We start from the raw sequence: 14,858 nt of genomic DNA, 5'->3' as shown, positions 1-14,858 counted from the left end.
ATTTATTTAAATATTTTCAACAAATTTTGCAATTCGTTTTAAGGCTTCTTGTAGCTGCTCTGTTGAAGAAGCATAAGACATTCTAACATATCCTTGACCGCCCTTACCGAAATAGCGACCTGGAGTTACACCAACTTTTGCCTTAGTAGCTAGTTCATTCGCAAAAGCTTCATCGTCGGTACCAAAAGTATCAGGAATCTTAGCAAAAATATAGAAGGCTCCTTGTGGCGTAGACATTTCAAAGCCTAATTTTTCTAGGCCAGTTTTCATAAATTTTAATCTGTCTTCGTAAATTTTGCGTGCTTCAAGAGGATCTGCTTGGCCTTTGTTTAGGGCCTCAATTGCAGCAGCTTGAACATTATCAGTTACAGAAGTCACAAGAAATGCATTTACTTTTTGAATAGTTTTCATAATATCTGCAGGAGCCGCAATATATCCTAATCGCCAACCAGTCATTGCGTATGCTTTTGAAAGCCCTGAAATTAGAATATTGCGCTCAGGAATATATTGAGATAAAGAATGATGAACATTATTATCGTAAACCAATTCACCATATATTTCGTCAGTAACCGAGAAGAGATGATACTTGGTAATAACCTCTGCAAGTGCCTTTAAAGTAGCTGCGGGATAAACGCGACCTGTTGGATTAGATGGATCAGTTAAAATAATTGCTTTAGCGCCTTTTCCTTCATTTTGTAGGACTATTTCAAGGTGTTCAGGAGTAAGGATAAAATCATCTTTTGAAGTATCAATTTGGACTGGGATAGCTCCTGTTAATTTAATTAGTTGAAAATATAAAGCCCATACTGGAGTAGGAACTAAAATTTTATCACCTGGATTTAAGACTGACATGAATACATCATTTAAAGCACCAGTAGCTCCAACTGTAACGCAAATTTCAGTTTTTGGATCGTATTTAACATCAAGGCTGCGATCAAGGTAGTTGCTGATAGCCTCTAATAACTCAGGTTTACCTGCTTGTGGTGCATAATGTGAGTCATTTGATTTAATATCAGCAATAGCTGCATCTTTAACATGATCTGGTGTATTTAAGTCCGGTTCTCCAATCGTTAATTTAATAATTCCTGGGATTTGAGAAGCTTTTTCATCAAAAGCTCTAATTTTTGAAGGTCCTAAAGAATTTAATCGTGTATTTTTTGTAAGTGATAAATCATTTGCTAATTTTGGCATAAAAAAAATCCCCCTCTAATATTATAGATTATTGTATAGAAATAAAAATCATGAGACAACATTTTTATGTTAAAATTTGATATCTTTAATTTTAGAAGGTGAAAAAATGTTTGATAAAAAAGAAGCTCTTAAAAAATTAAATTCTGAGCAATATGAAGTTACACAACATGCAGCAACTGAAATGCCTTTTAGTGGAAAATATAACGATTTTAATCAAAAAGGAATTTATGTCGATGTAGTTTCCGGTGAACCACTTTTTTCAAGTCAAGATAAATATGATGCGGGATGTGGTTGGCCGAGTTTTACTAAGCCAATAAAGAAATTACGTTATAAGCGGGATCAGTCACATGGAATGGAGCGAACAGAAGTGAAGAGTCCGATTGCTGATTCCCACTTAGGTCATGTTTTTACTGATGGGCCAGTAGATCAAGGTGGATTACGGTATTGTATTAATTCTGCTTCCTTAAAATTCATCCCATATGATAAGCTAGAAGAGGAAGGCTATAATCAATATAAAAAAATATTTGAGGAATAGGATCATGAATTTAATACAAGTTTTTGATAATTTGAAGGTTCCAGAAGAAAATATTCCTGAATTATTAGAGTTTGCTGGTCAACATGAAGACTTTTTGACAAAGATAGTTAAAGCCTCTGGTAATCAGGTTGAATACAATGTAAGTGGGACACAGTCTACTAATAGTAAGCTTGTAGATAAACAGATTGCCTTTTTAGGAAGTTCTGTTACTTATGGTGCAGGTGCCTTGAGTGAATCATTCGTAGATTATTTAAGAAAAAAAGATGGGATTTATCCATTTAAAGAAGCTGTTTCCGGAACAACCTTAGCAGAAAATGGTGATGATTCTTATGTAGCACGCTTAGAGAAACTTCCAATTTTAGAAAATATAAGTGCTTTTGTGTTGCAACTTTCAACTAATGATGCTAAAGCTGATATTCCTTTAGGAAAAATTAGTGAAAATGACAAGTACGATATTACAACTAGTATTGGAGCAATTGAATTCATTTTAGAGTATGTTAAAAAGACTTGGAATTGTCCTGTTTTGATTTATTCTAATCCATTTTTTGATTCCAAAAAATACGGTGAATTAGTAGAAGCAACAAAAGAGTTACAAAAGAAATGGAAATTTAAGTTTCTTAATATGTGGGATGATAAGCACTTTAACTATAGTGAAAATGAACGTCAACTATATATGGTTGACGATATTCATCCCACTCGTGCTGGATATAAGCTGAGCTGGCTTCCTGAATTTGAAAAAGCGCTCACTGATATTTATGAAAATTAGTTTTGTTTAAAAACCATCTTTTGATTTTATATAATCGAGAGATGGATTTTTTTATTCTTTTGCAGATAAAACAAATTTATATTTATTACGTTAAAATAATTATGTAAAGTATTGTGCTGGAAATAGATTTAATATAAACACCGGATATAATCAATGCACTTAACAGCAGTAATAAGCTATAAAACTAAATATTATGACTAAGAAAGAAACTATAAATCTGTTATCATAGCCATATACAATATCACTTAGATTTGTTTTATATTTAATTAGAAAGCTGATATTTAATGGTTAAACTAACAGAAGCTAGAAAAAAGCTAATAAAAAATGGGATGAAAATAATAAAGATAGAAAGAACTACATAGTTAAACGATCCATTACAAAAAACTTTATTCTTAAGTTAGCTACTGAAGAATATTTAAAAGCCATAGAAAGTTATATAGAGAAAAGAAAAGCAAAGTTAAAGGAAAGCAAGTTATTTTAGATCTGATGTTCTAGAGTGACTTTTTTGCTTTAAGAGTAAATTCCATTAATAATATATATGAATGAATTAAAAGAAATAGGAACCTAAAAAGAACCTAATTTTTGTTAAAAACTGAAATTTTTAGAAAGCTAGTGAAAACTATGAAAGACATCAAATCCCTTGATAACAACGAAAAGTCGCAGTATGACAAAGCTATCTTTGCTGGCGGTTGTTTCTGGTGCATGGTTGCTCCTTTCGATACATATCCTGGTGTCATAAAGGTAGAATCAGGTTATACCGGTGGAGTCGTGCCTAACCCTACTTACGAACAAGTTTGTACGGGATTAACTGGGCATACTGAGGCGGTTCGCATTACTTATGATCCAAATAAACTATCTTATGAGGATTTAGTTAATATTTATTGGCAAGTTACTGATCCAACTGATGCTATGGGACAGTTTCAAGATCGCGGCAGTCAATATCAACCAGTTATTTACTATAATTCACCTGAACAAAAAGAAATTGCTGAACAATCACGTAAATCTTTAGAAGATTCAAATAAGTTTTCAGATCCAATTGTAACCCGTATTGAACCAGCAAAGCCTTTCTATTTGGCTGAAGATTACCATCAAGATTTCTATAAAAAAGATCCAGCTCGGTATGCTTTAGAAGAGGCCGGAGGGAGAGAACAATTTATCAAAAAGCATTGGAAAAAATAGACTTGTTTTTAACTATAAATATCTTTACACTAGATACGTTATGAACATAGTAAAAGAGGAAAATTATGAGTACATTAGAAAGGCTTTCGCGGCGTCATATCTTAATTTCAAAGTTATCAGCAGCTTTATTTTATGCTTTAGCCGTTGCTATCGCCTTAAATTTTTTCTGGCAACCTGGTAAAATTTATGCTTCTGGAATTACTGGTTTTGCCCAAATTTTACAGTCTGTATCAGAACGGTATTTACCATTTACATTAGCAACATCGGTAATGTATTTTGTACTAAATATCCCATTATTTATTTTAGGATGGTTTAAAATTGGCCACCGTTTTACGATTTTTACTTTAGTTGCAGTTTTATTGGCATCTATCATGATGAAAATTATTGCTCCAATTAAGATGAGCTATGATCCAATTATTTGTGCAATTTTTGGTGGGGTAATTAATGGTGTTGGTACTGGGATAGCTTTAAAATCAGGTATCTCTACTGGTGGACTAGATGTCTTAGGAATTATTTTACGAAAGAAAACTGGTAAAAGTTTTGGTCAAATAAATATCTTTTTTAACCTAATTATCGTAATATGTGCTGGTTTTGTATTTGGATGGACTCGAGCTCTATATACGGCTTTGAACATCTTTGTCAATGGTAAGGTAATAGACGCTGTCTATAATCAACATCAAAAGATGCAGGTATTAATCGTAACAGAACATCCTAAACATATTATTGATGGAATTCAGGCTAAAATGCATCGTGGAATTACTATTCTGCATGATGCCGAGGGTGCGTATAGTCATACTGAAAAGACAGTCTTATTAATGGTAATTGATAAATATGATATGTATGACATTTATAATATTGTCTTAAACAATGATCCTTATGCCTTTATGAGTTTGAGCGAAGTTTCGAAGGTATATGGAAGATTCAAGGAACAGACGCCAGTTTAGATGTTACTAGAAAACGATTATTTCACTTTATACAACAAAGGAAATGGTCGTTTTTCTTTAAAAAATTTTTTATGTAGGGAATCTAAGATGGAAAATCGTTTTAAAAGTGTTTTTGATATCATTGGTCCAGTTATGATTGGACCCTCTAGTTCACATACAGCTGGTGCAGTAGCAATTGGCAGAGAGGGAAATAAGCTTTTTGGAGGAATTCCTAAAAAGGTTACTGTTCATTATTATGGTTCTTTTGCTCAGACTCATCGTGGACATGGTACTGATTATGCAATTGCAGCTGGGATTTTGGGCTTTACTACTTCTGACTTACGAGTACCAAAAGCTCCAGAAATTGCACGTAAACGCGGTATTGATATTAGATTTGTAGAGGAAAAGGGAGAAAGCCCGATTCATCATCCGAATACAGCGATTTTGGATATGACTGATGGTCATAAAAAAGTTCAGTTGGCAGGCTGTTCTGTTGGTGGTGGAGCAATAGAAATTCGCCGCTTAGTAATCCATGATATTGTGGTTGAGCCCAGCGGTACGTTGCCAATTGTTCTATTGATTGATCCAGAAAGAAAAATAAAAAATCAAAGATCTTTGACTTCCTTTTTACAACAAAAGGCACCCTTTAATGAGAGCAGAATATATAGAAGCCCGGACTATTACATTTATGAATATGATATTCAAAACTATTTTAAGCCTTCTTTAATTGGAGAACTCAAGAAAAAATATAAAAACATTGTTTGTTTATGAAATGAGAAACTAATGTACAATCATATTAAAGAAATTGTTGCAGACGCTGAAAAAACAGAAAAACCTATTTCAGAATTAATAATTGAACAAGAATGCAAATTATCAGGTCTATCTAGAGAAAAAGTATGGAATAAAATGAAATATAATCTTGAAACCATGCGTGCTGCGGTTAGTAAGGGAAGTACTGGTAAAGGAGTATTTTCTCATACTGGCTTAACAGGTGGTGAAGCGATTAAAATAAAGAATTATCGTGAAAAAGGACATACTCTTTCTGGTGATTTTATGATGGAAGCTGTGCAAAATGCCGTAGCGACAAATGAAGTAAATGCTGCGATGGGCGTCATTTGTGCAACTCCAACAGCAGGCTCTTCTGGCACACTGCCAGGCATTTTATTTATGCTTGAAAAAAAGCTAGACTTAAATGAAGAGCAAATGATTCGCTTTCTCTTTACTGCAGGAGGAATGGGATTAGTTATTGGAAATAATGCGGAAATTGCTGGTGCAACCGGTGGCTGCCAAGCAGAAGTAGGTTCAGCTTCCGCAATGGGTGCAGCAGCAGCTGTAGAAATAGCCGGTGGCACGCCCGCGCAAAGCTCTCAAGCTTTAGCGATTGCTATGTCTAATTTATTGGGACTAGTATGTGATCCAATAGCAGGACTAGTAGAAGTACCCTGCGTAAAAAGAAATGCTATTGGAGCAGGCAACGCACTAATTGCTGCTGATATGGCACTAGCTGGATGTACCAGTGTTATCCCGGCTGATGAGTGTATTGATGCTATGAAAAAAGTCGGTCATCAAATGCCAGTATCATTAAGAGAAACTGGGATTGGTGGATTAGCAGGCACTCCAACAGGACAGGCTATTAAGGCTAGAATTTTTGGAAAAGATGTTTAGAATGCGGACTAGTGAAGAAATTAAGCAAAATATTATCAATCAACTAGCAACTGTCATAGACCCGGAGTTAGGGGTAAATATTGTTAATCTAGGACTAGTTTACGAGATTGATTTAGATGAAGATGGAATTTGTCTGATTAATATGACTTTAACCACTCCAGCTTGTCCTTTAGCAGAAGTATTAATTGAATTGGTTACTGCAGCAGTTATGAAGGTTCCTGAAGTCAAAAATGTTGATGTTGAGTTTGTTTGGTACCCAGTTTGGAGTCCAGAAAAGATGAGTGATCAAGCTAAAAAACATTTTGGATATGACGAAAAATAAATAGAGGTATAAAAAAGATCTTTCAAAATTTAATGAAAGATCTTTTTAAAATATTTAATTTTATTCGTTACTTAGCGTAGTCATCAATACCGAGGTGTTCTAAAATTAGTGCTGCTGTTTCTTCAATTGAACGATGAGCAACGTTAATTACATAGCAACCAAGTTTCTTATAAAGTTTATTAGCTGCCTCAAGTTCTGCATTGATAGAATCCATATTAGAATAAGTTGTATCTGGATTTAAACCATAGGCTATCATTCTTTGACGTCTGATTTCATTCAAAACAGATGGATCATTTGTTAAACCAATGATTTTTTTAGGATTAATCTTATAGATTTCATCTGGAATATGGGTTTGAGGTACAAGTGGTAAATTAGCGACCTTAAGATTCTTGTTAGCTAAGAATAAAGAAAGTGGAGTCTTAGAAGTTCTAGAAACACCAAGTAAAACAACGTCAGCTTCTAAGAAACCTTTTGGATCTTTCCCATCATCATACATAACAGCAAATTCCATTGCAGAAATTCTATCAAAGTAATTTTGACCCATGTGGTGAACAGCACCGATTTCATGTTTAGGTTCTTCACCAGTTAAAGCATGAATGTTGTCAATTACGCCAGAAAGTAAGTCGACGTATTTCATATTATGTTCACGTGCAAATTTAATTACGGCCAATTGTTCATCTTCATGAATCAAAGTGAAGGCAATTAATACATTTTCAAATTCTGTGATTTCACTAAAAACTTTTTCTAGTTTTTCCTTATTGGTAATAAAAGGATAGCGGCGGTAGTTAAACTTAACATTTGGATATTGCACCGCACCAGCTTGTACCATATTGAAAGCTGTATCACCAACGGAGTCAGAAATAATAATTAGATTAACAATTTTTTGATTTTCTTTTTTTTCTTCAGTCATATATTTCACCTCATTAATTATCTAAATTATACCAAAATAAGTAAGAAAAATGTTAATCGACTATTGACCGTTTTTTCTCGTTTAGCTATAATTTAACTATATTGTTGTGGCACATATTTTTGTGCCAAGAAATGGAAGGAGGGATCTCACATGGCTAAGACAATCGTTCACGAAAACGAGTCTATTGATGATGCTCTTCGTCGTTTCAAACGTTCCGTTTCTAGAAGTGGTACCTTGCAAGAATACCGCAAGCGTGAATTCTACGAAAAACCAAGCGTTAAGAGAAAGTTAAAATCCGAAGCTGCTCGTAAGCGTAGACATTATTAGTATAGAAAAAGCTCCTGGTAGAAAATTCTTCTATCAAGAGCTTTTTTTATATAAAAAGTTTAAAATAGACTGTGTAAGTTTTGATTAAAGAGGAGAATTAAATACAATGTCACTAAATGATACTTTAATGCAAGATATGAAAACAGCTATGAAAGCCAAAGATAAGGAAGCTTTAACTACAATTCGCTCGCTTAAGGCTGCAGTAATGAATTATAAAATTAAAGTGGGACATGATCTAACTAGTGATGATGAATTAACAGTTTTGTCCAGCGCTCTTAAACAACGAAAAGAATCTTTAGAAGAATTTACCAAGGCTGGCAGAGATGATTTAATTAATCAAACAAAGAATGAAATGAAATTAATTGAAAAATACATGCCAAAGCAAATGTCTAAGGAAGAACTTGAAGAAACTGTTGAAGAAACAATTAAAGAAGTTGGAGCAAGTTCTAAAAAAGACTTTGGTAAAGTTATGCAAGCTTTAATGCCAAAAATTAAGGGTAAGGCTGATGGTAAAGCAGCTTCTTCAATTGTTGGTAAAAAGCTTAACTAATAGCTTTTATTAAACGGAGGATTTTAAGTGGGACAAACTATAGAAGCAACATTTACACCAACTAAACCAGAAACAATCATGAATTTAGTTGGAATTAACGATGCAAATTTGCGTTTAATTGAAGAATCTTATGATGTGCAGGTAACTGATACTGGTAGTGAAATCGAAGTAACCGGAGAAGAAAGCATTGTTAAGAAAATTATGCAAATTTTTACTGCTTTAGATAAGGTTGTTACCCGTGGAGTTACTATTACTGCAACTGATGTTGTTAGCGCAATTAAGATGGCAGATAAGGGAACTTTAGAATTTTTTGGAGAATTATATAATAAAATTCTAATTAGGGATGCTAAAGGTCGTCCAGTTCGCGTTAAGAATATGGGACAAAAACGCTATATTGAAGCTATTCAAAAATATGATGTCGTTTTTGGAATTGGACCAGCTGGTACAGGAAAAACTTTTCTAGCCGTAGTTATGGCGATTGCGGCCTTTAAAAAAGGAGAAGTATCCCGGATTATTTTGACTAGACCAGCGGTAGAAGCAGGTGAATCATTAGGATTTCTTCCAGGTGATTTAAAAGAAAAAGTTGATCCATATTTAAGACCAATCTATGATTCTTTATATGCTATTTTAGGTGTAGAGCCAACCAACCGTTTAATGGAACGCGGGGTTATTGAAGTGGCTCCGCTAGCGTATATGCGTGGTAGAACTTTGGATGATGCTTTTGTAATTCTAGATGAAGCACAAAATACAACACATGCACAAATGAAGATGTTTTTAACAAGATTAGGATTTAATTCTAAAATGGTTGTCAATGGAGACCAGACTCAAATTGACTTACCAGGAAAAGCAAAGAGTGGATTATTACAAGCTGAACATATTTTACAGAATATTGAGCAAGTAAAATTCATTAACTTTACTTTTAATGATGTTGTTCGTCATCCCGTTGTGGCCAAAATTGTTAGAGCATATGAAGAAGAGGGACACTAAGAGTTGAATAATTTAGATATTTCTTTTAATGATGAAGTTACTTTCTTAAAAGATAGCGATAAAGATTGGATTTCATGGATTAGCAACTTATTATTATCAGCAAAAAAAGAAATTCATAAAGAGAATTCTCAAGAAATGAGTATTAACTTTGTTTCTTCCAAAAAAATCCATGAAATTAATAAAAAATATCGCGGTAAAGATCGCCCCACTGATGTAATTTCTTTTGCAATTGAAGATGGATTAGATGAGGACTTTATGAGTGCTTTTAGTGACGATCCTGATTTTGTAGAAGATATTGGGGATTTATTTCTTTGCCCTGAAGTTATCAAAAGACATAGTGTAGAGTATGAAACTGGATTTAATCGGGAGTTTGGTTATACACTAGTTCATGGATACCTTCACTTAAATGGTTATGATCATATCGAAGACGATGAAGCCAAGATTATGTTTGGTATCCAAGGTAAAGTTTTACGTGAATATGGACTTCCGCTTCATCCTGATCAAGAAAATCATGGAAAGCAAATTCATTAAAACTTAAATAAAAAGGATGTAACAATGATGGATGAAAAAAAAGACTTTAAATCAGGTTTTGTAGCTTTAATTGGTAGACCTAATGTTGGTAAATCAACTCTCTTGAATTATTTAGTGGGACAAAAAGTGGCAATTATGTCCCCACAACCACAAACCACTAGAAATAAAATTTCAGGTATTTATACTGATGATCAGGAACAAATAGTTTTTATTGATACTCCGGGAATTCATAAGCCAAAAAATAAATTAGATGACTTTATGGATAAGTCAAGTTACTCTGCTTTAGATGAAGTAGATGTGGTTTTATTTATGGTTGAACCTGAACCAGCAGGTAAGGGAGACCAATATATTGCTGAACTTCTTAAGAAAATTAAAAAGCCTGTATTTTTAGTGATAAATAAGATTGATAAAGTCCACCCAGATGAGTTATTATCTATTATAGATTCATATAAGAATCTAGGCGATTTTGCTGAAATTGTTCCAATTTCTGCTTCACAAGGAAACAATGTTTCCGAGTTGATTAAAACAATTGCTAAATATTTGCCAGAAGGTCCGCAATTTTATGATGCAGACCAATTGACTGACCGTCCAGAATATTTTATTGTAGCTGAATTAATTCGCGAGCAGGTTTTGAAGCTCACTCATGAAGAAGTTCCGCATGCTACGGCCGTGGTAGTTGACCGAATGCGGGATCATGAAGGTGGCAAGCTTCAAGTTGAGGCTACAATTTATGTTGAGCGTCCCGGTCAAAAGGGCATTATTATCGGCAAGAAAGGTCAAATGTTGAAGCAGATTGGAATTGCTGCACGTCAGGAAATTGAAGCTTTATTAGGTGAAAAGGTTAATTTACGCCTATGGGTTAAGGTTCAAAAGAATTGGCGTTCTGATCCTGTCTTTCTTAAATCTATTGGCTACAACGTTAAGGAATTAAGATAGATGGCACGTGAACTTTGTGAAGTTCAAGGATTAATTTTTAAAAGAAAAAAATATAAAGAAGCTGATGTTCTAACCAAGATCATGACTAAAGATCATGGTATTTTTACAATTGATGCAAGAGGAGCACTGAGACCAAAGTCCAGATTAGGAGCTGCAACCCTTAACTTCTCTTATGGAAAGTATATTGTAAATACAAATTGGAAGGGAATCAGTACGCTGCGGACTTTCAAGGATGTAAAGCAGCTGGACCAGTTATATTTAGATTTAACTAAGAATGCGTATTCGAGTTATGTTTTAGACTTGCTTGACCATGCTTTTGTTGAGTATAAAAATATTGGAAGTTTTTATGATTTGATTATGAAAGCGTTGCTGAAGATAAATTTAGGAGAAGATGCGGCAATTATTACCCAGATGGTACAACTGAAGTTGCTTAATGCATATGGAGTAGCGCCACAATTAGATCGTTGCCTAATTTGTGGTAAAGTACAAGGTGTGTTTGACTACTCGATGGAATTAGGTGGAATTATTTGTAGTGATCACTTTAATAGTGTCAGTCAAAGGATGCATCTAGATCCTAAAATAGTAGCCTTGATTCGTACTCTAGCTTTAGTTGATATTGATCGTTTAGGGAAAATAAAAATTAATCCGCAATTAAAAAAGGACTCTGGCAAGGTGATCGATCGGATGTACGTTAACTATCTGGATCTTAATTTAAAAACTAAAAAATTTCTTGATGAATTGGCGCTTTTTTAGCTGTTGACTTTTTATATTCGTTTAAAGACTAGTGAGGTTTTCTTACTAGTCTTTTTTTATAAAAGATGATAAAATAGATACGTATTTTGACAACTATAAAGGAATAGAAAAGTACCAATACAGCGAGTGCAGAATGGTGGAAGTGCATTTGGGAAAAGGCACCTTTTAGTCAAAGTTGTTAATTAAGGGCAGGAAGAATATTTTCCTGAATTAGGGTGGAACCGCGAAGTAAATCGTCCCTATGCAATTTTTGCATAGGCTTTTTTTTATGCCTATGTTGTGAGGAGAGAGATAGATGTCAGAAAAACTGAATATCCAGGATATGATTTTTAAATTGGAACAGTTCTGGGCCTCTAAAGGTTGTATGATTATGCCTTCATATGATGAACAAAAAGGTGCCGGGACAATGAGTCCATATACATTTTTACGTGCTGTTGGACCAGAACCTTGGGCAGCTTGTTATGTTGAACCTTCAAGAAGACCTGCCGATGGTCGATATGGTGATAACCCTAATCGTTTATACCAACACCACCAATTCCAAGTAGTTATTAAGCCTGCACCAAAGGACATTCAACAATACTATTTAGATAGTTTAAGAGTATTAGGTATTGAACCTCTTGAACACGATATTCGATTTGTTGAAGATAACTGGGCAAACCCATCTATGGGTTGTGCCGGTGTTGGTTGGGAAGTATGGCTTGATGGAATGGAAGTTTCTCAATTTACTTACTTCCAAGTAGTTGGAGAACTTGATGTTAAACCAACTATGAGTGAAATTACTTATGGTGTAGAACGTCTTGCTTCTTACATTCAAGATGTAAACTCAGTCTTTGATCTTGAATGGGGTGATGGAGTTAAGTATCGTGATATCTTCAAACAACCAGAATATGAACATTCTAAGTATGCTTTTGAAGAAAGTGATCAAGAACAATTACTTAAGTTCTTTGATATTTACGAAGCTACTGCTAAACGTTTGTTGAGTCAAAATCTAATTCATCCAGCTTACGATTACATCTTAAAATGTAGTCATACCTTTAACTTGCTTGATGCACGTGGTGCAGTTTCAGTTACTGAAAGAGCTGGGTACTTATCAAGAATTAGAAACTTAGCTCATCTTGCTGCTAAGGGATTTGTTGAAGAGCGTGAAAAACGTGGCTTCCCATTATTAAAGCACCAAGAAGAAACTAAGAAAGCGGGGCAAAACAATGACTAAAGATTATTTATTTGAAATTGGCACTGAAGAAATGCCAGCTCACGTTGTTTCTAAAAGTGTTAAGCAATTAGCTGATCGTACTAAAAAGTATTTAAAGGAAAATGGTTTATCCTTTAAAGATATTAAGACTTATTCAACTCCACGTCGTTTAACGATTTTAGTTGAAGATTTAGCTGAAAAACAAGAAGATATTGATGAAGTGAAAAAGGGCCCAGCTAAGAAGATTGCTCAAGATAAAGATGGCAATTGGACAAAAGCTGCTCAAGGATTTGTCCGTGGTCAAGGAATGACTACTGATGACATTTACTTTGAAGAGCTTAAGGGTACTGAATATGCTTATGTTCATGTTCAAAAAGAAGGTAAAAAAGCTTCCGATATTTTAATGGGAATGAGTGATATTGTTAAAGCAATGACCTTCCCAACTAAGATGCGCTGGGGTAGCTACGACTTCGAATTTGTACGTCCAATTCATTGGATGGTTTCTTTACTTGATAGTGAAGTAGTGCCAGTTAAGTTACTAGATGTGGTAGCTGGTCGTAAAACTCAAGGTCATCGTTTCTTAGGTGACAGTGTTGTATTAGCTAACGCTGATGACTATGAAGAAGCATTAAAGAGTCAATACGTAATTGCCAATGCTGATGAACGTAAGGGTATGATTCTTAACCAAATACAAGAACTCGTTGCTCAACATAACTGGAAAGTTAATATTGACAAGGGTTTACTTGAAGAAGTTACTAATTTAGTTGAATATCCAACTGTATTTGCTGGTTCTTTTGATGAAAAATACTTGAACATCCCTGATGAAGTATTAATTACTTCAATGAAAGATAATCAAAGATATTTTGAAGTCTATGATGAAAACGGCAAATTAATTAATCATTTCATTTCAGTTAGAAATGGAAATAGTGAATACTTAGACAATGTTATCGCTGGTAATGAAAAAGTTCTTGTTGCTCGTTTAGATGATGCTCAATTCTTCTATGATGAAGATAAGAAGTACCCACTAGCTCATTTCGTTGATAAGCTTAAGAATGTTTCTTTCCATGATAAGATTGGTTCAGTAGCTGAACATATGGCACGTGTTCAAATTATTGGGGATTACCTTGGTAAGAAGTTTAATGTTTCAGATATTGAAATGAAAGACTTTGACCGAGTTAGTGATATCTACAAATTTGACCTTGTTACTTCAATGGTCGGTGAATTTGCTGAATTACAGGGTGTCATGGGAATGCACTATGCACGCTTAATTGGTGAAGATGAAAATGTTAGTGTAGCAATTAAAGAAAGCTATATGCCAACTAGTGCTGAAGGTGAATTACCAAGTACTACTGTTGGTTCATTACTTTCAATTGCAGATAAACTTGATACAATCATCTCCTTCTTCGGTGCAGGTATGATCCCATCCTCATCTAATGACCCATATGCATTAAGAAGAAACGCATACGGAATTGTAAGAATCTTATTGAACGAAGGTTGGTCACTTCCTATTAAAGATGTTTTACCAGAATTGATTCAATTACTATCAGATAAGACTGCAGCTAAGTTACCTAAGGATGCTGAAGCTGAAAATGAAATTGCCGACTTTATTCGTGATCGTGTAAAGCAACAATTACAAGTTGAAAAATATGACTATGATGTAATTGACGCTGTTCTTGCATCTAGTCAACAAGATCCAATTCAAATTTTGGCTGCTGCTAAGACCTTGCAAATGCATCATGATGATGCTGACTTTAAGCCAGTAGTTGAAAGTTTGACTAGAATTACTAATATTTTGAAGAAAGCAAAATATAGAAATGCTAATGACATTGATGAAAATCTTTTCCAAGATGTTAGTGAAGAAGAATTATATGCTGGTGTAAATGCATTAGAGGAAAACACTGATTTGAGTATTGCCGATCTTTACAAGGGCTTTGTAGAATTACAACCAGTAATTAATAATTACTTTGAAAGTAATATGATTCTTGATAAGGATGAAAAGGTAAAGAATAATCGTTTGGCTCAATTATTAAAGGTTAATAACTTAGCTGATCGAATGGGCGACTTAAGTAAATTAGTAATTAAATAATAGTT

General features: G+C 34.2%; 17 protein-coding genes. 15 read left to right on the top strand and 2 right to left on the bottom strand.

Features of this window, described 5'->3' with window-relative positions:
* Window positions 1–6: 6 nt before the first annotated feature.
* Complete coding sequence (locus HMPREF0528_RS03340) at window positions 7–1,191, bottom strand: aminotransferase class I/II-fold pyridoxal phosphate-dependent enzyme (protein ID WP_004895125.1); 1,185 nt, start codon at window positions 1,189–1,191, stop codon at window positions 7–9.
* Window positions 1,192–1,297: 106 nt separating this feature from the next.
* On the opposite strand from HMPREF0528_RS03340, the gene msrB reads away from it, so the two are divergent.
* The 7 genes from msrB to HMPREF0528_RS03305 all read left to right on the top strand — a co-directional run bounded on the left by msrB (window position 1,298) and on the right by HMPREF0528_RS03305 (window position 6,581).
* Window positions 1,298–1,726: a peptide-methionine (R)-S-oxide reductase MsrB gene (msrB, locus tag HMPREF0528_RS03335; RefSeq protein WP_004895124.1), complete on the top strand. Its 429-nt coding sequence runs from the start codon at window positions 1,298–1,300 to the stop codon at window positions 1,724–1,726.
* A gap of 4 nt (window positions 1,727–1,730) precedes the next feature.
* A complete protein-coding gene (locus tag HMPREF0528_RS03330; protein ID WP_004895121.1) occupies window positions 1,731–2,492 on the top strand; it encodes an SGNH/GDSL hydrolase family protein in 762 nt (253 codons plus the stop codon).
* 621 nt (window positions 2,493–3,113) lie between these two features.
* Window positions 3,114–3,671 carry a peptide-methionine (S)-S-oxide reductase MsrA gene (gene msrA / locus HMPREF0528_RS03325; RefSeq protein ID WP_034525221.1) on the top strand — a complete coding sequence of 186 codons (558 nt, stop codon included), beginning with the start codon at window positions 3,114–3,116 and terminating at the stop codon, window positions 3,669–3,671.
* Window positions 3,672–3,736: 65 nt separating this feature from the next.
* On the top strand, window positions 3,737–4,615 hold the full coding sequence (locus tag HMPREF0528_RS03320; RefSeq protein WP_004895119.1) for a YitT family protein: 879 nt from the start codon (window positions 3,737–3,739) through the stop codon (window positions 4,613–4,615).
* Between the two features lie 87 nt (window positions 4,616–4,702).
* Window positions 4,703–5,365, top strand: a complete 663-nt coding sequence (locus HMPREF0528_RS03315; protein ID WP_034525220.1) for a serine dehydratase beta chain — start codon at window positions 4,703–4,705, stop codon at window positions 5,363–5,365.
* Between the two features lie 12 nt (window positions 5,366–5,377).
* Window positions 5,378–6,259, top strand: a complete 882-nt coding sequence (gene sdaAA / locus HMPREF0528_RS03310) for an L-serine ammonia-lyase, iron-sulfur-dependent, subunit alpha (protein ID WP_004895117.1) — start codon at window positions 5,378–5,380, stop codon at window positions 6,257–6,259.
* A 1-nt stretch (window position 6,260) separates the two neighbouring features.
* Window positions 6,261–6,581 (top strand): metal-sulfur cluster assembly factor, encoded by a 321-nt coding sequence (locus HMPREF0528_RS03305; RefSeq protein WP_034525218.1) that lies wholly within the window; start codon window positions 6,261–6,263, stop codon window positions 6,579–6,581.
* Between the two features lie 67 nt (window positions 6,582–6,648).
* Here HMPREF0528_RS03305 and HMPREF0528_RS03300 read toward each other — a convergent pair whose 3' ends face one another.
* The gene (locus tag HMPREF0528_RS03300; protein WP_004895113.1) at window positions 6,649–7,491 is read right to left on the bottom strand and encodes a pyruvate, water dikinase regulatory protein; all 843 of its coding nucleotides are present in this window, start codon (window positions 7,489–7,491) and stop codon (window positions 6,649–6,651) included.
* A 150-nt stretch (window positions 7,492–7,641) separates the two neighbouring features.
* Between HMPREF0528_RS03300 and rpsU the strand changes: the two genes are divergently transcribed.
* The 8 genes from rpsU (at window position 7,642) to glyS (ending at window position 14,853) form a co-directional block, all read left to right on the top strand.
* Window positions 7,642–7,818 carry a 30S ribosomal protein S21 gene (gene rpsU, locus HMPREF0528_RS03295; RefSeq protein WP_003647180.1) on the top strand — a complete coding sequence of 59 codons (177 nt, stop codon included), beginning with the start codon at window positions 7,642–7,644 and terminating at the stop codon, window positions 7,816–7,818.
* A gap of 106 nt (window positions 7,819–7,924) precedes the next feature.
* Complete coding sequence (locus HMPREF0528_RS03290; RefSeq protein WP_004895110.1) at window positions 7,925–8,368, top strand: GatB/YqeY domain-containing protein; 444 nt, start codon at window positions 7,925–7,927, stop codon at window positions 8,366–8,368.
* A 78-nt stretch (window positions 8,369–8,446) separates the two neighbouring features.
* A complete protein-coding gene (locus tag HMPREF0528_RS03285) occupies window positions 8,447–9,355 on the top strand; it encodes a PhoH family protein (protein WP_205882188.1) in 909 nt (302 codons plus the stop codon).
* A gap of 3 nt (window positions 9,356–9,358) precedes the next feature.
* Window positions 9,359–9,886 carry an rRNA maturation RNase YbeY gene (gene ybeY, locus HMPREF0528_RS03280; RefSeq protein ID WP_004895104.1) on the top strand — a complete coding sequence of 176 codons (528 nt, stop codon included), beginning with the start codon at window positions 9,359–9,361 and terminating at the stop codon, window positions 9,884–9,886.
* A 24-nt stretch (window positions 9,887–9,910) separates the two neighbouring features.
* Window positions 9,911–10,822, top strand: coding sequence for a GTPase Era (gene era / locus HMPREF0528_RS03275; protein ID WP_004895100.1), 912 nt, complete (start codon window positions 9,911–9,913; stop codon window positions 10,820–10,822).
* A complete protein-coding gene (gene recO, locus HMPREF0528_RS03270; protein WP_004895098.1) occupies window positions 10,823–11,575 on the top strand; it encodes a DNA repair protein RecO in 753 nt (250 codons plus the stop codon).
* Between the two features lie 295 nt (window positions 11,576–11,870).
* The gene (gene glyQ, locus HMPREF0528_RS03265) at window positions 11,871–12,788 is read left to right on the top strand and encodes a glycine--tRNA ligase subunit alpha (protein ID WP_004895097.1); all 918 of its coding nucleotides are present in this window, start codon (window positions 11,871–11,873) and stop codon (window positions 12,786–12,788) included.
* The gene (gene glyS, locus HMPREF0528_RS03260) at window positions 12,781–14,853 is read left to right on the top strand and encodes a glycine--tRNA ligase subunit beta (protein ID WP_004895094.1); all 2,073 of its coding nucleotides are present in this window, start codon (window positions 12,781–12,783) and stop codon (window positions 14,851–14,853) included. The genes glyQ and glyS overlap by 8 nt, the downstream gene beginning before the upstream one ends.
* Window positions 14,854–14,858 lie beyond the last annotated feature (5 nt).

It is taken from the genome of Lactobacillus johnsonii ATCC 33200, assembly GCF_000159355.1.
In the GTDB taxonomy this organism is placed as follows: domain Bacteria; phylum Bacillota; class Bacilli; order Lactobacillales; family Lactobacillaceae; genus Lactobacillus; species Lactobacillus johnsonii.
The sequence above is the reverse complement of the archived record's forward strand: the minus strand, read 5'-3'. Positions and strand labels throughout refer to the sequence as shown.